The 17647-nt window shown below is 67.4% G+C and carries 13 protein-coding genes and 1 tRNA gene; 7 read left to right on the top strand and 7 right to left on the bottom strand.

The window, feature by feature from the left end:
• Positions 1-212: 212 nt before the first annotated feature.
• On the bottom strand, positions 213-677 hold the full coding sequence (locus ACFC1X_RS19225; protein WP_376355157.1) for a GatB/YqeY domain-containing protein: 465 nt from the start codon (positions 675-677) through the stop codon (positions 213-215).
• 141 nt (positions 678-818) lie between these two features.
• Here ACFC1X_RS19225 and ACFC1X_RS19220 point away from each other — a divergent pair, with 141 nt between their 5' ends.
• From ACFC1X_RS19220 to ACFC1X_RS19210, 3 genes are all read left to right on the top strand, one after another.
• Positions 819-1748 (top strand): metallophosphoesterase, encoded by a 930-nt coding sequence (locus tag ACFC1X_RS19220; RefSeq protein WP_376355155.1) that lies wholly within the window; start codon positions 819-821, stop codon positions 1746-1748.
• A 130-nt stretch (positions 1749-1878) separates the two neighbouring features.
• Complete coding sequence (locus ACFC1X_RS19215) at positions 1879-2628, top strand: Pr6Pr family membrane protein (RefSeq protein ID WP_376355153.1); 750 nt, start codon at positions 1879-1881, stop codon at positions 2626-2628.
• A 67-nt stretch (positions 2629-2695) separates the two neighbouring features.
• A tRNA-Pro gene (locus ACFC1X_RS19210) sits at positions 2696-2769 on the top strand.
• 325 nt (positions 2770-3094) lie between these two features.
• Here the strand turns inward: ACFC1X_RS19210 and ACFC1X_RS19205 are convergent.
• The 6 genes from ACFC1X_RS19205 to ACFC1X_RS19180 all read right to left on the bottom strand — a co-directional run bounded on the left by ACFC1X_RS19205 (position 3095) and on the right by ACFC1X_RS19180 (position 9488).
• The gene (locus tag ACFC1X_RS19205) at positions 3095-3376 is read right to left on the bottom strand and encodes a helix-turn-helix transcriptional regulator (RefSeq protein ID WP_376355151.1); all 282 of its coding nucleotides are present in this window, start codon (positions 3374-3376) and stop codon (positions 3095-3097) included.
• Positions 3360-4019, bottom strand: coding sequence for a hypothetical protein (locus tag ACFC1X_RS19200; protein ID WP_376355149.1), 660 nt, complete (start codon positions 4017-4019; stop codon positions 3360-3362). Before ACFC1X_RS19200 ends, ACFC1X_RS19205 begins: the two co-directional genes overlap by 17 nt.
• 131 nt (positions 4020-4150) lie before the next feature.
• Positions 4151-5413 carry a hypothetical protein gene (locus ACFC1X_RS19195; protein ID WP_376355147.1) on the bottom strand — a complete coding sequence of 421 codons (1263 nt, stop codon included), beginning with the start codon at positions 5411-5413 and terminating at the stop codon, positions 4151-4153.
• The gene (locus ACFC1X_RS19190; RefSeq protein ID WP_376355145.1) at positions 5410-7302 is read right to left on the bottom strand and encodes a hypothetical protein; all 1893 of its coding nucleotides are present in this window, start codon (positions 7300-7302) and stop codon (positions 5410-5412) included. Before ACFC1X_RS19190 ends, ACFC1X_RS19195 begins: the two co-directional genes overlap by 4 nt.
• Before the next feature lie 83 nt (positions 7303-7385).
• Positions 7386-8120 (bottom strand): toll/interleukin-1 receptor domain-containing protein, encoded by a 735-nt coding sequence (locus tag ACFC1X_RS19185; RefSeq protein ID WP_376355143.1) that lies wholly within the window; start codon positions 8118-8120, stop codon positions 7386-7388.
• A 159-nt stretch (positions 8121-8279) separates the two neighbouring features.
• On the bottom strand, positions 8280-9488 hold the full coding sequence (locus ACFC1X_RS19180; RefSeq protein WP_376355141.1) for a helix-turn-helix domain-containing protein: 1209 nt from the start codon (positions 9486-9488) through the stop codon (positions 8280-8282).
• A gap of 303 nt (positions 9489-9791) precedes the next feature.
• Between ACFC1X_RS19180 and ACFC1X_RS19175 the strand changes: the two genes are divergently transcribed.
• The 4 genes from ACFC1X_RS19175 (at position 9792) to ACFC1X_RS19160 (ending at position 17642) form a co-directional block, all read left to right on the top strand.
• A complete protein-coding gene (locus ACFC1X_RS19175) occupies positions 9792-10217 on the top strand; it encodes a hypothetical protein (protein WP_376355139.1) in 426 nt (141 codons plus the stop codon).
• A 134-nt stretch (positions 10218-10351) separates the two neighbouring features.
• Complete coding sequence (locus ACFC1X_RS19170) at positions 10352-14203, top strand: hypothetical protein (RefSeq protein WP_376355137.1); 3852 nt, start codon at positions 10352-10354, stop codon at positions 14201-14203.
• Between the two features lie 512 nt (positions 14204-14715).
• A complete protein-coding gene (locus tag ACFC1X_RS19165; protein ID WP_376355135.1) occupies positions 14716-15348 on the top strand; it encodes a hypothetical protein in 633 nt (210 codons plus the stop codon).
• Positions 15349-15548: 200 nt separating this feature from the next.
• Positions 15549-17642, top strand: a complete 2094-nt coding sequence (locus ACFC1X_RS19160; RefSeq protein WP_376355133.1) for a TIR domain-containing protein — start codon at positions 15549-15551, stop codon at positions 17640-17642.
• Positions 17643-17647: the final 5 nt, after the last annotated feature.

The following is a 17647-nucleotide window of genomic DNA, read 5'->3' as shown; positions in this document are numbered from 1 at the left end:
GGGGCTCCCCCGTTACCGTGACCCTGGCCCGGGGGAAGGGGCCGGGCGGCGGGGAGGGCGCCGGCCCCCCTGACGTGTGGGCCCCGCACACCGAGTGGGGGCCCCCCCCGCTTTCCGCGGCGGGCGCCCTCACTCGTCACGGTGTGGGGTCCAGCCGGTCGGCGGCCGGGGGACGGCTGCCGGGGGACGAGGGCCGAGGGCCGGGGGGCGGCTCAGCCGGCGAGCGTCCTCTTGACCGCGGCGGCGACCCGGCCGCCCTCGGCCAGTCCGGCGACCTTGGGGTTGACGATCTTCATGACGGCGCCCATGGCGCGCGGCCCCTCGGCACCGCCCGCCTTCGCCTCCTCGACGGCCTGCGCGACGATCGCGTTCAGCTCGTCGTCCGACAGCTGCGTCGGCAGGTACGCGGCGAGCACCTCGCCCTCCGCCTTCTCCCGCTCGGCGCTCTCGGCACGACCCCCCTGTGCGAAGGCCTCGGCGGCCTCCCGGCGCTTCTTCGCCTCGCGGGTGATCACCTTCTGCACCTCGTCGTCGGAGAGCTCCCGCTTCTCCTTCCCCGCGACCTCCTCCTTGGTGATCGCGGCGAGCGTCAGCCGGAGCGTCGAGGAGCGCAGCTCGTCACGCTCCTTGATCGCGGCGTTGAGGTCGGCGTGCAGCTTCGACTTGAGCGTGGTCATGGACCTGATTGTCGCAGGTACGGCCGGACGATCACCCGCCGATTTTCCGCGTGCCCGTCGATCCGAGGACCCGCGGGCGGATCAGCATGGCCGCCGTCCCCGTGTTCGGCCCCCCGCCCCCGCTTCTGACACGATGGACGTATGCGCGCGCGATACGGAGTGCCCCTGGGAATCACGGCGGTTGGCGCCGCCGGTCTGGTCTACGCGGCGGGGATCGAGCCCCGCTCGTTCCGCCTCCGACGGGTGACGGTCCCCGTCCTGCCCGCCGGCATGGGCCCGCTGCGCGTGCTCCAGGTCTCCGACATCCACATGGTCGGCGGCCAGCGCAAGAAGCAGCGCTGGCTGCGGTCCCTGGCCGGCCTGCGCCCCGACTTCGTGATCAACACGGGCGACAACCTGTCCGACCCGGAGGGCGTCCCCGAGGTCTTGGACGCCCTGGGCCCGCTGATGGAGTTCCCGGGCGCCTACGTCTTCGGCTCCAACGACTACTACGGCCCCAAGCTCCGCAACCCCGGCCGGTACCTGACCGAGAAGCTCCAGGGCCGCCACGGTCTGAACGGCAACCCGCCCGCCGTCGGCGTCGTCCACAACCCGTGGGAGGACCTGCGCGACGGCTTCGACGCCGCGGGCTGGCAGAACCTCACGAACACGCGCGGCACGCTCAAGATCGAGGGCATGTCCGTGGAGCTGACCGGCCTCGACGACCCGCACATCAAGCGGGACCGGTACGCGGAGGTCGCGGGCGGCCCGTCCGGCACGGCGGACTTCTCGATGGGCGTGGTGCACGCGCCGTACCTGCGCGTCCTGGACGCCTACGCGGCGGACGACTACCCCCTGATCCTGGCCGGCCACACGCACGGGGGCCAGCTGTGCATCCCCTTCTACGGCGCGCTGGTCACCAACTGCGACCTGGACACGGACCGCGTGAAGGGCCTGTCCACGCACACGGCGGAGGGCAGCACGTCCTACCTCCACGTCTCCGCGGGCTGCGGCGCGAGCCGCTACACCCCGGTCCGCTTCTTCTGCCCACCGGAGGCGACGCTGCTGACGTTGGTGGCGCGGGGGCGGTAGGGGGATGTGGGGCAGGGAGGGCGGGCCGGGCCGGGCGACCGACGGGCCGGCTCGGCACGGAGAGCGGGCCGGGTAACCCACACGGCCCACCCGCATAGCCCGATATGTCCGGTCTGTCTAGCGTGAGGCCATGACAGCCCCGATACCCAGGGACATCCCGGACCTCCCCCCGGTCCCGGGTCACCGCGCCCTGCTGCCCACGGTCGTACCGGCGACGGCCGTCGTGACCCCCGTACGCCGCAGGCTGATCGCGGTCTTCCGCCTCCTCACCGCCCTGCTGGCGCTGACCGGAGTGACGATCGAGCTGCTCGTGGGCGGCCCGGTCCTGAAGACCCTGAGCCACTTCACGATCCAGAGCGGCATCCTGCTGGCGCTGGTCATGCTCGCGTCCGCCCGCTGCGCCCGGTCCGCCCACCACCCCCTGCCGGGCGCGGTAACGGGCGCGGCCCTGCTCTACGTCGGCACCGCCGGCCTGGTCCACCACCTGCTGCTGACCAACGCGGCGAGCCCCTTCGCCGTGCCGGACGGCGCCGGCACGGGCTGGCAGACGGCCGCGACCCACATCCTGCACACGGCGGTCCCGGTCGCCGCGGCCCTGGACTGGCTCCTCCTCACCGTCCCCGGCCGCCTGCACCTGCGCCAGGCTCCCGCGTGGCTCCTCTACCCCCTGGCCTACCTGGCCTTCACCCTGGCCCGCGGCGAGCTGCTGCTCCCCGGCACCCAGGACCGCTACCTCTACCCCTTCCTCGACGTCGACCAGCACGGCTTCAAGGGCGTCCTGGGCAACGCCCTCCTCGTCGGCCTGGCCCTCTACGCCCTGGCCGTCCTCCTCATCACCCTCGACCACATCCGCCCGAACCCACTCCGCCGACCCCGCTAAACCGGATTTCGTCTCCGGCCACCGGTGGGCTAAAGTAAACGACGTCGCCGCGACGAGCAGCGACGATCGGGGTGTGGCGCAGCTTGGTAGCGCGCTTCGTTCGGGACGAAGAGGTCGTGGGTTCAAATCCCGCCACCCCGACAGAGAAGTTCCAGGTCAGGGGCCTGATCCGCAGCGCGGGTCGGGCCCCTGAGTGGTTTCTGGGGCCATCTTGGGAGCCGTTTGGGAGCCAAGGTCGGAGCCCGGCTTCCCTTCCTCCCCACCGTGACAGCGCCTGACGTGCCACGGAGAAACCAACCCGGCACTCTCGTTTTCGGACTGCCACGGCTGGCAAGGCGGCCGTCCCTTGTAGCGCGGATCTACTACCGGTAGACCTCGGGTTCGAATCTCGTAGCCTCCGTCAGTGCCCACCAGGCACGTTGTCGATGGGTCCCGCTGCGAGCAGTGGGGCCCATCGGCGTTCTCCTCAGACGTCGCTCTCCCCAGAGGCGAACCGCGCTCCTGCTTCGACGTCGTCGTAGCGCACCCGGACATCCTGGATACCGAGTGCGCGCATCAGGTCCGGAAGGCGGACCACGTACCGTCGCCCGGTCCTGCGCACCCGGCAGGGAAAGTTGCCGTTTCTCACCCGCCGGTAGGCAGCGCTCAAGCTCAGGTTCAGAGCCTCCGCGGCCATGCGTAATCCGATCTCAGCAGGGAGTCCGAACATGGCCGAGAAGGACACGGACTCGTCACGCCGGTGCTTCATCGTCTGAACTCCTCAGCTCAAACAGGCAGGGCTGCTGGCTCAGCTCCGCCGACTTGTGAGGGAGTCCGGCACGCGGTTGGCCTTGCCGGGACCGGCGCTGTCGTCGGACAGTGCGCACGTGCGCCAGGAGGCCCATGCGATACGCGAGTGCGCCCAGCCGTTCGCCTTGGGCCCGCTGGGCAAGCCCACCGGACATCGCACCGACGTGCACAACCTCGTCCAGAGCGAAGGTCAGCGGATCGGGCTTGGCCGTCTCCGGCTCGGCGTTCCACTCGCCGACTCTCGTCACCGGCGTCTCCTTGGAGCTACGCCGCCCAGTCCGCCACCCGACGGAAAACGCCGCGTCGACCAAATACTCTTCGATCTCGGCCGCGTCCGCTTTCTCTACGGTCTGAGCAGCTTCCAGCACACCCTGCACCAGAGCGGAGCAGACATCGGCGCGCTCGGCACCCGTACGGCGGGAGAGTGCATACGACGCTCGCCGCAGACGGGGAGTGAGCAGCCACACCGTGATCATCGTCCAGTCGTGCCCCTGCCCGACCGCTGCTTCTTCGCGCAGGTGACTGGCGACATGCAGCCACGCAGTGGTTCGTTCGAGGCTCCCGTGCTGACTGTGAGCTGTGTGGGTCATCAGATCGTCCAACGTCCGCTCCGCTCCGTGGCAGAGTGTGGTGGGACACTGTGCCGTACGCCCGCACAGCGGCGGCGAGTCAGAGTACCGACCCTCCACCGACCGGCGGATCCGGTCGAAGACGTCGTGTGCCGGCAGCCTGCTCACCGACCACCCCTTTCAGGATTCGGACCGAGGCCATCGGGTTCGGGTCCTGTGCGGCCCCACCAATCCGCTTCGTCCGCTTCGGACACCGCGCCGTCCGGTGCGACCTGCCAACCTGCGACGCGAGCAGGTCGGGCTGATTCTGCTGCCCTGTTGTCGCGCTGCCCCCCGTGAGTAGGGGGCGGTGCCTCCTCGCGTCCTTCCGCACGCACTCGCCTGCGGATGTTCTCCGCTGCCTCCGGTCGGCCGGCAGCTTCCGACATCTCCGCGAGGCGACGCAGGAAGACCGCGCCTTCGACGGATCCTTCATCGATCCCCATGCTCGCCAGCAGGCCGGACAGCTCATCGCCCATGGAGTGCTGGTCCTTCACCGCCGACCAATGAGAAGGACCGGTCTCCGCGGTCTCCTCGCTGATCGGTTCCGGATGGTCGAGGCCGCCCACCGAGTCGTCCCCCGGCGCCCCCGCATGAGGCTGCGTCATGGCTCGGTAACCCTCCGGTATCTCCTCGTCGTTGGCAGCCGCCGACAGGACCGTCAGAGGGGCGATCATCTCCACTGCGCGTTCGATCTGATCGTCGTGGCGGGCCATCCACCAGACGACTGCGCTGCCCGGGCTCTGCAGGACGTCGCCGCCGAGGTACTCGCGAACATTGCGTTCGTGCTGCTGGCGGCTCTCCCACGTGCCGACAGCCTTGCGCAGCCCCTCCAGTTCGTCGAGGTGCTCCCGATCCTTCGCCCGCAGGGTGAGCCGGATGTCCGTGGCGAAGGTGGTCACCAGTCCCTCAGCATCGAGAACGGGTCGGCCGAGTTCGCTCTCCATGGAGTGCTCCAGCAACATGCACCGGTTGGGATGCTCCGTAGACGTCAGCCGCTGAACACGCCCCAGAACGGATGTCGTGGCCAAGGCACCTGGATTGCCGTGCGACAAGGCTCCGTCCTGATCGGCCGGTCGCCACCAGACGGTTGCCGAGAACAGAAACGGGCAGTCCGCAACAGAGCTTTCCATCGGTACCGAAACCACCGAGATCTCCCGATACGGGCTCTCTGCAGGACGCTCTGGAGCTACCTCGTCCGGTTCGCGAGCCGAGGACCAGGGCTGTCTCTCGGAGCGTGGCACTTGCATGTCGATCAGGAGCGCACCAGCACACATCGCGGGAAGCAGGAACCACACCCAGATCGGCCAGCCTAGTCCGGCTGCTGTCCCCAACACGGCGATCAAGAGGCCGGCCGACAGGAAGCGCGTGACGTAATGGATTTTCATTTCTCTTTCCCCGCAATTCCTGCAGCAGGAGCGGAGGCGACGACTCCAACCCCTTGTGCGCGATCGATTTGCTGGCAGAACACCTCTGCGATCCGCGCTCTGTCCTCGGGTCGCGTGGGTCCGATGTTGTCGTCGGCGGGTGAGTCGGCCCAGTCGTAGGTGGTGACGTAGAGCTGGTTGAGCAGGTTCCGGTCGCCCGAAGCCGCCAACAGCAGAGCGCCGAGCACCCGGTCGCTCGCTCTCCGACGTGCCAGCAGGCCCAGCCAGCGCTCTACGAGAGGGCGCCAGACGACGACCGGTCTTCCTCCCATGACCGCCCGCCATGCCAGCGCAAATGGCTGTCCGGGAGGTTCGATCGCCAGATGCACAGGGTCCAGGAGGGCAAGGAGGAGATCGAGATTCCCGTCCTCCGCCCCCGTTTTTGGCAGCACCGGCATGACTGCGCGCGCGTACATTCGCCGGTTTCTGCCAGCGAGTGGCAGCATTGCCGCACGTGCCTCTTGCCTGAGTTCCCCGGCCAAATCCCGACGCAGGGCGAGATGGCGAAGTCTGACCATGGCCCGCTCCGGATGGGTCACGGCGATGACGTACCGGCAAACGCCGATCAGCACACGTGCAAGATGAGGTCTCAGACTCCTTGCCGTCGCCCACTGATAGACACGGAAACGGAAGTGGGCACCGTACTGTTCATGGCTGAGGCCCCGCTCCAGGGCCGTCGCCGCCGCGGCACTCAGCCTGTCACCTGCCGAGGACTGGGTCCACCTTTCGATGAGTACGCACAGGTCGTCGGGCCGGCCCGTGGAAAGCGCCTGTTCTGCGAACCGGCCGACGAGGCGACCACGGTCCTCCGGACTCAGTTCTGAGACCTCTGCGCAGTACCCCACCCAGTCCCGGAATCCCTCGCGGAGGTCCGGGAAGTTCTCCCAGAAGTGGCGTCGGACCGCAGCATCGTAGGCAAGCCCTCCGAAACCGACCCGTCCGTCGGACTTCCGGATGAGGGACAGCTTCTCGAACCGCTCCCCCAGGCCCTCCTGAGCAAGCCTCGGCGTCTCGTCCTTCGGGTGTTTCACGAGTTCGAGCAGTCGGCCCGCGGCAGCCATGATCGTGTCCGCTGCCACCCCGCTCATCATCGCGGCTGCCAGCAACAACGCCCGTTCCGAGCCGCTCCGATGCTCTCGCAACTGTTTCGCCACCTGCTGGGACCAGTTCGTGGCGGCAACCATGGCTGCGTCCCGCCAGTGGGTGAAGTCCGTGCCGTACCGGGATCCGTTCCGTGCTTGCAGCACCAGTTCCGCGAAGTGGTCCAGCTCTCGCATCGGCGCAGTACCGAACATATGGCGCAGTTCGTCCGTGCTCAGCTGCTCGTATTCGAACCGCACGCGGCGTACGCGCAAATGCCTGCTGAGAACTGCTCGCCCGCGGGGCCGTTCGAGCCGCACCGCGAGTTGGGCGAGCTCCGCGTCCAGCATCCACTCCAAGCCTGTCGGGAAGACAACGACCATGCGAGCACCGCTCTTCTCCACGAGCGAGCGGTAGCTCATCAGCGTGCGCTGCGCCGCCGCGTATTCGTCCTCGGCCACGCGAGAGAGGTCCAGCAGGTAGCGGTCGTCGGGCGACGGGTCGGGGCCCTCCTCCTTCAGGTCCGCCTGAAGTTCCTCGATCCGGCCACCGTATGCAGACGGCTCTCCCAGCAGCATCGTCGCCGCCGCGCGTCGGCCCGTCCCGGGAGCACCCTGCAGAACCACCACCGCGCCGGGTCGTGCCAGCAGCTCGGCCGCCCGGCTGTAACCGTGTGGGCGAACGAAGCACTGGGCCAGCCGGAGTTGGTACTCCCGAACGATCTCCAACCGGTCGGTTCCGACTCTGGCCAGCGATTCTCCGCTCCCCATGAACCAGTGGTAGTTGTACTGGTTCCCCCCTCCGCTGTGCAGAGGACCCTGCGGATTGTTGACCGACGTACCGCCTGGACCGGTCAACGCTGTCCGTCCCCGTCCCGGTGATGGTCGGCGACACGATTGGGCCCCTGGTAAAGATGCCCGCTCCCGGTGTGGACGGCGCCTTGGGGCTCGCTGACGAAGGTTCCGGAGAAGTCACCATTGAGGTTTCCGATTCCGCCGCGTTGGCGGTGATTGATGACCTTCGTCTGCATCCTGGCATCGCCGGAAGCGCCCGCGCCCTCCCCATGCTCGCTGTCCGGTGCAGTCGAGAGCGATTGGTAGCCGTTGCTCTCGGCGGACGCTGCGAGTTCGGGAGACAGTTTCACCAGGTCGTCGGCCAGCCTCGTCAGATCCGCTTCGGCGTTCCGGTGGTTGAGCCGCCGGTACTGGCAGTCGGCAAGGTCCTTGATCTCCGCGGGAAGGTCCTCTCCGGCCAGCCGCTTCACTCCGCCGACCAGGAGAGGGATGACGACGGCCCCGGTCTCGAACGCTTCCTGGATTTCTCGCCGCGTCCAGTCGCGCTCGTCCTCCAGAGGGCTTCGGCCTCCGGAGCCCCCTGCCGTCAGCCAACGAGGACCGATCACAGCCAGCAGCACATGACTGCGGCGGACTGCGGTGAGCAGTTCCTGGGGAAACCGGCTGCCCGGCCCGATCGACTTGCTCGCCCGGAAGACGTTCTCACTACCGAAAACCCGGGAAAGTTCCCTGTCCACGAGTGTGGCGGCAGCTTCCTCGTCGTCAGTTCGATAGTTCACAAAGATCTGGGGCATGCGGAATCTCCGTTCAGAATGAGGATGCCCGAAGCCGAAAAGGATGCACCTTGTCGCACAGAAGGTCATGGGAGTCGGCCGCCCGGAACGGAGACTTCACGACCGGGCGGACAGCAACACTGTGGGTTTAAGCCGACGGGAAGGGAAACAATTCGGCCGCTACTGGCCGGGATTCAACACATTGGTGAGAGCGGGCCGCAGACTGCGTACCGCCGCGTTGCCGCGAAACCGTGACCATTCGCGGTCGAGACGCCGTACATCGGTACGCACAGTGGCGGACGGGATGATGGTCATGAAGGAGAGCAGCTCGCGAGCCGCTTCGCAGGAACTCTCGATCTCACCTGCCGCGGCGAGCGACAGGGCATACCGCATGCCGTACCGCATACGCGTGTTCAGAGCGTACGGCGCGATGCGTCGACACTCGAGTTCCAGCTTCTCTGCCGCCTCTCGGGGGCGCCCCAGGTCGTACAGGCACCAGCCGCTCACCATGGCGACGGGGTCGAGGAGTTGCTTCGTGCCCAGCACCGGACCGTCGGAGATGCCTTCTGCCTGTCCGATCAGTTTGCGCGCCCGGTCCAAGGCCTGCCCACAGGAACGTTCATCGCCAAGAAGTGCGTGCCCCTGGGCCTCGCGCTGCGCCGCAAGGCCCCTGATCCGGGGCGGCGCGGTGCCGCGCTGCGCCTGCTGGGCCAGCGCGACTGTCCGGGACGCGTCCCCGTTGTAGTACGCGACGAGTGCGCGACGGACCAACGCATAGTCCGCCAGGTGCTCGTCGCCGCCGGCCCGCGCCAGTTCGACCGCCTCGGCTGTGGTGCTCAACGCCATGGCCTCGTCGCCGCTCTCCTGAGCCATCCATCCGATGTACTCGGCGAACCGAGACGCCGTGACCAGCAGGTCGGCTCGAGAGGATCCGCTGCTCCGGGAAGCCAGCGCGATCACATTCGTCACCTGGGCGCGCAGGATGGGCAACATCCCGCCTGGCGCCAGGTTCTGGCCCAACCGCTTCATCTGGTCCAGCTGATCTTGGAATAGTTCCCCCGGTGCCAGTTCCCCCTCTTGCCCGCCATCTGCCAGGCCGGCGAGGAGCAGGGAACTCACCCCAGTGACCACCACCTGGCGACGCGCAGGCCGCGACTTGGCCACGTCGGGCTTCATCTCGGCGTCGTACACCCTGCGCAGTCGTCCACCCGTACGGAAGTACGCGTCACAGCGCTGGACCAGGTTCATGGTGGGGGGATTGTCTCCCCGCTCAATCTTCGAGAGGTGCCCTCGACTGTAGGTCGTCTCCTCCGCCAGTTGCTGAAGCGTCATGCCGGCGGCCTCCCGGAGCCGACGCAACTCCGCCCCGAAACGTAATGGCACGTCCATGCCTCTGCCTTTCTTCACTGTCCGGTTGCCCGAGTTACTGATCCGCCTTCGACGAAGGAGAGTCTGGCATGAGCCGACGTCCGTTTCGCCGGAAAGGCTGAAGTTTCATGTTTCCTCCTTCGCCGCACGGACGACACTGAAGGATTCCAGCCATCTCATGCACCGATTTCGCATGACTCAATGGCCGCAAAAGGCTCCGGACGGCCTGCGCGGCTCGCTATCGTGACTCCGAGCCGGACCAAAGGGGGACCTATGCTCTCGGAAAGACTGCGCGCTATCGCGGCTGAGGCAGGAATCGCCGTCGTGGCGACGGCAGGAACGGCACTCTGGCCGTCATTTGAACCGCAGATCGTCTCGTGGCTCGCCCAGGGCAGGAGGGAGGCCGCGCAGCCAGGAATCGCCCGGCTGGCGCAGACTACGGCCGCCCTGCGGGGAGGCGGCAGCGCCTGTTCCGCAAGCATCGCCGCCCACTATGCTTTGAGTTGGCAAGCCTGCTTCACAGAGACGCTGGAGAGGCTGCAGGGCGGTGCCCGCGTTCAGGCGGCGGAGCATCTTCAGCGCCTTGTGCACGATCACGCGGCCTCGGCTACCGGCCCGTCTCCGGCCTCGGGCGCAGTCACGGGAGAGAATGTACGCATCCAGGCCGACCATCATTCATTCGCCGCAGGCATGGTGAATGGGGACGTTCACATGGCCTCCCCTTCCGCCCCGGATCCGACGCAGGGCTGAACGGACCGGGTGATTCAGGCCCACTCACTTCACACCGTCCTGATCAGAAGGTGCTGGCCTGCGCCGCAGGTGAGGCCCTGACCGGGCAACCGTTGCACGTCCAAGCATCCGACAACGCCGCGGCCGTTGGAGTCGTGCAGTACTTCCTGGTCGGCGCACAGCAGGCTGAGGGCACGGCTTCCGGCCCCTCACCGGGACACGATCAATCCGAGTCGGACGCCACCACCGACCGACGAGCCGTTCAACAGGCCCAACGACGCTTCCTCCGACGCGCAGAACGCGTACAACCGCCGTTCGGACTGGCCTCGCGGCCTCAAGCGCAAGAGCTGTTCGACCGTCTGATCGCAGGAGACGGGCCGTCCACCGTCGTGTGCGACGGCCAGGCCGGCATGGGCAAGTCCACCGTGGCGAGCGAGGTCGTCCGCATGGCTGCAGCCAACGGGTGGACTGTCTTGCCCTTTCGGATGGATGAAGTGGAGGCGACCGACCGCACTGCTGGATCCGTAGGCCGTCGACTCGATCTACCCGCCTGTCCTGCAACGCTGATCGCCCGGGTGGCCAAGGGTGGTCCAGCGCTGCTGGTCGTGGACCAACTCGACGCGGCGAGCACGTACAGCGGCCGCATACCCGACGTCTTCGAAGCCGTTGACGAAATGCTGGAGGTCCTCTCCTGCGCGCCGAACGTCAAGGTCGTCCTGGTGGCACGGACGATCGACGTCGAGAAGGACCCACGGCTCACCAGTCTGGTCGGCCAGGAAGACGTCGTCGAACGGTTCTCACTCGGTCTGCTGGAGGACCAGGCTGTGCGCACAGTGCTTGAGGGCAGTGGCACGCCAGCGGCGTCGATGGGCGCCAGAACGCTGACTCTCCTGCGTACCCCTCTGCACCTCGCGGTCTTCTGCCGCTTGCCGGCGCGAGCACGGACCACCAGGTACGCAAGTCTCCAGGAGCTCTACGACCGGTACACCGACGAAACCCGGCGCGGGACGGAGCGAATCCTCTCCCATGAGGCGTGGCAGGTCATCACTAACCATCTGATTGAGGAGATGAGCCGTCGCGAGACCATCACGGTCCCGTATGCCCTCCTGGACCGCTTCGCCAGGTCCGACGTAGCCGTACTCGTCTCGGGAGGGGTCCTGCTCCATGCGGACAAGCGTGTCGGGTTCTTCCATGAGACTTACTTCGACTACCTCTTCGCGCGCGCATTCGTAACGACGGGCAAGGACCTCCACGACTTCCTCGCGGCGAGCGGGCAGGCTCTTTTCCGCCGGGCGCAGACACGGCAGATCCTGGAACATCTACGGGACACAGACCGCGATGCGTTCAGGCACACGGCAGTTCGTCTTCTCAGGTCGGACGTGGTCAGGCCCCACCTGCGGTTCGTTGTTCTTGCAGTGCTCGAACAGCTCGACGCCACGTGCGAGGACTGGGCCGCGGTGGAGCCCTACGCGTGGGGAGAGGACGTCACTGCGAGCAAGCTGCGCAATCTGCTGAGGCTCTCTGCCTGGTTCAAGGCCGCTGGCACCGGAAACTGGGAGAGATGGCTGGCCGACCCACATCTGGCACCGCTGGTCTTCCCTCAATTGACCTGGTGTGCGGCGGAGTCCGCACGGGTGGTGGAACTGCTCGAACCGTACCGGGACGCCCACGGTCCGTGGCGCCAGCGTCTGCTCGACTGGGTCAGCACACGGCCTTCACCATTTTCGACAGAGTTGACGCTCACCTTCATCGAGCGGGGGGACTTCGATGAAGTGCCCGGTAGCGTTGGCGCTGCTGATATGCGCTTCTGGGACCTCGTCGAGCAACTGGCCGAAAAGGATGCGCTCCCGGCTATCCGACTGTTGGGGAGCTTTCTGAACCGCGGATTGCAGCACGCTGTCGCGACGGGGGAGGGCGATCCTTTCACGTCAGGCCATCTCTCTGTACCGCTTGGCTCACATCTGGGGACGGTTGTCGCCGAGGCGGCCGAGGCTGCTCCTGCAGCCATGCTCGAGCATGTCCTGCCGTTCGTGATCGCTGTTGCGGAGGCCAGCCACGCTGCACATCCGGACCGGTCCGCGTGGCGCGCTCGATGGGCTCGTCGGTCCTTACCCATCAGCCCGGATTTCGATGAGGCGCTGTACTTGGCGGTGCATGACGCCCTGCGATTCCAGGCTCAGCAAGACCCGTCCTCTCTCACGGACACCATGAGACGGTTGGCAGGAAGCAGCGCGAAGGCTCTGCGATTCCTAGCCTGCCGTACCTACGCCGTCTGGGATCGCCCTGACGAGGCGCTCGCCTGGCTGACGGACAATGTCGAACGCCTTCGCACCGGCTGGTCGGACAGTCCTCATTGGGCTGCACGTGAACTCATCGCCACGGCGACGCGTGACTGCGGGCAACACCATCTGGGTCGACTCATCCAGCTGCTGATGTGCCACTTCCCCGACTGGGAACGTCACTCCGAGCACCGGAAGGCCTTCGGCCATACCCAGTACGTGCTCCTCAGCGGAATCGCTGAAGAGCGTCGAAGCGATGAGGTTGCCAACCGTCTCCGGGAGTTGGAGCGGAAGTTCGCGCAGCAGCCCCCGACCGGTCCGCACGCCGTGGAAGCCCACTGGGTCGGGTCCCCGGTGCCGCTCTCCGCCAGCAAGCACATGACTGACGCACAGTGGCTGCGAGCACTGAGCAAGTACAACAAAGAGGGCGTCGATTGGAGTCGGATCCCTCCGACAGGAGGAGCGACCGAGTTGGCGTCCCTCCTGAAAACTCAGGCCGCGCAGCAGCCGGAGCGGTTCACACGCCTCGCACGCTCTTTCGGCGCGAGCATCCCGCCACCCGCATACAGCGCCGTGATCAATGGCGTCGCTGGCAAGGTGGCCGCCGACCGCCTGCTGGATCTCTGTGTGCAGGCTGTCAGACTCGTCGGACCAGAAATAGGACGAGACGTCTGTTCAGCGATCCGCATCGCTGCGCCGGAGGCGGCGGAACACTCCGTCACCATGGACCTGTTGGTCAGGCTCGCTCAGGATCCGCACCCTGGCACCGAAGCGGCCAGAGTCGATACAGGATCCGGCTCGTACACCTACGAAGGTGACCTCTTGGCCGCAGGGCTGAACTCCACGCGCGGCCAGGCCGCGCTCGCCATCAGCTCCCTGCTGAGGACGACGGGCGCCGTTGTCCAGGGTCTCCTCCCCGTACTCGACCGACTGGCTCACGACCCGATCATGGCTGTTCGGGCCTGCGCGGCGGAGGCCGTGACCGAGCTCATGTGCCATGCTCCGGAGATCGCCCTCGATCTCGCAGAAGGTCTGTTCGCAGGCGTTCCCGTCGACATTCATGAGGCACGAACCACCCACACTTTGCTCACTTGGGCCTCGCTTCACGATACGGAACGTTTCGCACCGGAGCTGGCCCGAGCTCTCGCCGGCTCCGTCACTGCCGCTCAACATGCCGGAGTGACATGGGCCGTTCTTGCGATGCAGAGGAAACTGCTGCCCTGCATGCCTGCGCGCGTCGCCGCACTCACTCCAGCGGCTCGCGAAGGAGCTGCCAAGGCCGCCGCCAGTGATCCCGCCTATGGCGCATTCCTGCTTCAGGAGATGTTTCACGACGAACACCCGGCAGTCCGTACAGCGGCAGCACACTCCCTCCATGGGATGGCGTTACTGCCACCGGACATCGCGGACGGCATCATCGATTCCTTTCTCACCAGCCCTGCTTTCCCCGAGCATCCAGAAACGCTGGCTCGCGCCCTTGCTCAACCGACACTGCGGCTGCCGTCTCGGGCACTTGACGCATGCCGGGCTTTGACGACGTCCTCCGGAGAGGGCAGCAAGGTCGGACGGCGCGGATGGGCGTTGATCCAGCGCTATCTCGTCGATGTGGTGCTGCGCCTGTACCGCCAGGGCGATCCTTCGACTCGAGTCCGGTGCCTAGACATCATCGATGACCTTTTCCTCGTGAACATGCATGGACTGACCGACGCGCTCTCCGACGAGCGCTGAACCCGCCTCAGCCTCCCGGCGTGCCCCGGCATCCGTGCCGCCCCCAAGGTCTCCGCCCGTACGGGTTTCGTCCGACGAAGCCCAGCTGCGGGTCGGCCACGAGCCACACGGGCTCGTTATCCGCAACGTGGCCGGTGAGCAGTCCCTCCTGCCGATCTGGCACAACCTGAGTGCTAATTGACCTGCGGCGTTACAGCCCTTCCCTCGCGGACAAGGTGGCCGTGAGCACCAGCGAATACTCCATCGAGGAGATCGCACAGCGATTGCTGACGCGGTTCGAGAGGAAGAGGCCGACGCGCCCACCTCTAGAGTGGCATGACCACGTTCACCGGAGCAGCGCCCAACGGGCCCGGAGAGCAGGAGGTGGCCGCCGGATCAGACGCGAAGGCCGCCGACAAGACGGAACGTCAGCGCAGCAAGGGGGAGGGCCGGTGGCCAGGCGGGGTGGGCGTGAGGGGAACGGCGCGGTTCGCATGGCTTTGCGCGCGGTGTTAGCCGGTGTCACGGGGAGCGTGATCGGTATTGCCGCGTACTCGATCAGCCAGACCGGCGGGCAGCGGCTGTCGGTCATCGTGGGGTGCCTCATCGGCGTCGCCGTAGCTCTCGGTCTGGAGCTGTACCGCCGGTCCGCTCAGCTGACCGAGGTCCGCCTGGTCCTGCTGGGAAACGAGATGTCGTTCACCACCAAGACGGACATGCGTCAGGCCGCTCAACGGATGTTCTTCCAAGCCGCCACCCGGGTCGCCACCCGGCCCCTGGAGGACGGCAGCGGGAACCTGCGCGAAGCCCTTACCTCTCTCAAGACGCTGTTCGACCTCTATCGCGAGCCGCTGGAGGGCCACACGACCCCTCCTCCCCCTGCCAAGGGGGACTCGGTGTACGAACTGGCCCTGGACATCCTCAACTTCGAGCTCGCTCCGTTCCTGGCCAAGTGGCACCCCAGCCTGAAGGACTTCGAAGACCGCCACCCCGACCAGGACGAGTCCGAGTGGCCGCAGAACGCCGCGTTCCGCGTGGAGCTCCGCCGGCTGCAGGAACGGCTGAGGCCGTACGTGATCGGGCTCGGGGAGATCGCCGGCATCCGTGATCCGGAACGGCATCTGCGCCCTTCGGCGCGCTCCGTGCAGTCCCGGCCCACGGAATGACGCCACACCCAGCGACATCGTGCGGCGGACGCGGTGTCGCATGATGGCAAGGTGACGATCTTCATCGTGCAGGCACCTCGTGGGTCGGCCTCGGACGACCAAGCAATTTACGCACCCCCCCCCCATCGATTTTTCGGCCGTCGAGAGGGACGAGAGGGAAGGGACAGCCCGTCGGCTGAGGACTCCACGAGGAGGCGGAGATGATCACGCCCGATGCCTCCGGACCGGAGTGGGATGTCTTCATCAGTTACAGCCGCTCCGACGCCGGCAAGGTCAGCGTGCTGGTACCCGCGCTCCAGGCACGCGGCCTGCGCGTCTTCGTCGACGACACCGCCGTGGACGACTTCGCGTCCATCACGGCGACCATCACGGAGGCGCTGGCGCATTCCCGGATCCTGCTCGCCCTGTACTCGGCGGACTATCCCCAACGGCGAGCGTGTCAGTGGGAGCTGACCTACGCGTATCTGACGGGACAGCGCGAAGGTGATCCTCGGCGGCGGACGCTGGTGCTCAACCCGGAACCCGCTTCCGACCACGTGCACCCGGTCGAACTGCGAGACGCCCGCCACTGGCCCTGGCCCACCTCCCCGGAGGGACTCGACCGCCTCGCCGCACGCGTGGCGGACCACGTGGGCACCGTCGCCGGCTTCATGGGAGGCGCGGCGGACGCACCCTTCGTCCCGTGGCTGCCCGCGCCGGCCCGCACGGGCTCGTTCCGCTTCACCGGCCGCCTGGCAGAGCAGTGGCGCGTCCACACAGCCCTTCATCGTCACCGTGCTCCGCTGGTCGCCCAGACCGGCGGAGGGCGCGGCGCGCAGTTGCGCGGCATGCCCGGGCTGGGCAAGTCACTGCTTGCCCAGGAATACGCCCTGCACTTCGGTTCGGCCTTTCCCGGCGGGGTCTTCTGGTTCGATCTGCACCCGTACGAAGGGGAGCCGTCGGAGGCGATGGAGTCCTACGCGGAACAGGTCTCCACCGTCTTGGCGGCTCTCCGGGTGACTGCCTCGACGTCCTCCCTGCCCGGGCTGCTCAGCCACCTCGCGGTCACGCTGGGCGAGCGCAACCTGCCCTGCCTGTGGGTGGTCGACGGCGTCCCGGACGGGCTGACCGCGGACCAGCTCAACCTCCTGCGCGGCCCGCACCTCCTCACGGCCACCTTGATCACGACGCGGTCCCTCCGGTACACGGCTTTCGCCGAGTGCGTCGACATGGCCCCGTTGTCGGACGCCGACGGCTACCGCCTCCTCACCTCCCGCCGCATGCCCCACGACGAGCTGGAACACGCTGCCGCTCTCGCGCTCGTCCGTGATGTCGGTGGGCATCCCGAGGCCCTGGATCTGCTCGCCGACCTCACGGCCACCGGTGACTTCATCGACGTACGCAATCGGCTGCACGCCCACGGCCCGGACGTGCTGGCCACCCGCCGATCGGTGTCCGGTACCGGCGCGCCGGCGCGCCGTCCCCTCGCGACGGCACTGCTGCCGAGGCCGCTCTCCGGTGCGGGCCCGGCGGATGACGTCTTGCGGCTGCTTGCTCTCGCCTGCCCGGCGTCGCTGTCCCAAACGGCCCTGGAAAACGTACTGTCGTCCATCGGCCCCTACGACCCGTGGGACGTGGGTGCTCTCGTCGCGGAGGCGGTGGAAGCTCTGCGTGGCTCCGGAGCGCTGCGCCACGAACCACTCCGCGAGCGGTCCTGGACCATCCATCCGCTGCTCGCCCGAGCCGTACACCGCCATGACTCGAACGTGGCCCGCCAGGAAGACCTCCGACGCGTTCTCCTGCATACGCTCGTTCCCGCGAACTTCGCCCGGGCCTCGGTTCCGGACCGGCCTGCGGCGTCAGTCGGAACCCGGCCCAGCCCGCTGGAACGAGCTGCCGCCTTCGACCTCCAGGTCGAGCTGGTCACCCGAGTCGGTGTGCAACCGCTTCCCCGGGACCACGGCTCTCTGCGGGAAGCGCTGACGTCCCTGCACTCACTGTTCGCCACGACACGCGACCTGCTCCACCGCGTCGCGACCGAAACCGCCACCCCTCTGACCCTTCCCGCCATCGCCACGCGGCTGACCAACACGCATCTGCGTCCCTTTCTCACGACTTGGCACCCGGCGCTCCAGGAACACGAGGCCGTTCGGCCGCCGGACGTGAGCCCCTCCGAGCATGAAAGGCGCTGGAAACGCTCCCCCGACATGCGTGCGGACCTGGCCGAGCTACGAGGGCCGCTCACCTCCGTCGCCGAAGAACTCGCGGCCCTGTGCGGCGTCGACCTCCTGACTCCTCCTTCACCACGTGAGTGAAGTGC

The organism is Streptomyces sp. NPDC056128 (assembly GCF_042263835.1).
Classification (GTDB): domain Bacteria; phylum Actinomycetota; class Actinomycetes; order Streptomycetales; family Streptomycetaceae; genus Streptomyces.
The sequence above is the reverse complement of the archived record's forward strand: the minus strand, read 5'-3'. Positions and strand labels throughout refer to the sequence as shown.

Excerpts from the sequence above, each read along its gene's own strand:
- ACFC1X_RS19220 (WP_376355155.1), top strand. The coding sequence starts at position 819 with ATGCGCGCGCGATACGGAGTGCCCCTGGGAATCACGGCGGTTGGCGCC.
- ACFC1X_RS19190 (WP_376355145.1), bottom strand. The coding sequence starts at position 7,302 with ATGGGGAGCGGAGAATCGCTGGCCAGAGTCGGAACCGACCGGTTGGAG.
- ACFC1X_RS19215 (WP_376355153.1), top strand. The coding sequence starts at position 1,879 with ATGACAGCCCCGATACCCAGGGACATCCCGGACCTCCCCCCGGTCCCG.
- ACFC1X_RS19185 (WP_376355143.1), bottom strand. The coding sequence starts at position 8,120 with ATGCCCCAGATCTTTGTGAACTATCGAACTGACGACGAGGAAGCTGCC.
- ACFC1X_RS19180 (WP_376355141.1), bottom strand. The coding sequence starts at position 9,488 with ATGGACGTGCCATTACGTTTCGGGGCGGAGTTGCGTCGGCTCCGGGAG.
- ACFC1X_RS19205 (WP_376355151.1), bottom strand. The coding sequence starts at position 3,376 with ATGAAGCACCGGCGTGACGAGTCCGTGTCCTTCTCGGCCATGTTCGGA.
- ACFC1X_RS19195 (WP_376355147.1), bottom strand. The coding sequence starts at position 5,413 with ATGAAAATCCATTACGTCACGCGCTTCCTGTCGGCCGGCCTCTTGATC.
- ACFC1X_RS19160 (WP_376355133.1), top strand. The coding sequence starts at position 15,549 with ATGATCACGCCCGATGCCTCCGGACCGGAGTGGGATGTCTTCATCAGT.
- ACFC1X_RS19225 (WP_376355157.1), bottom strand. The coding sequence starts at position 677 with ATGACCACGCTCAAGTCGAAGCTGCACGCCGACCTCAACGCCGCGATC.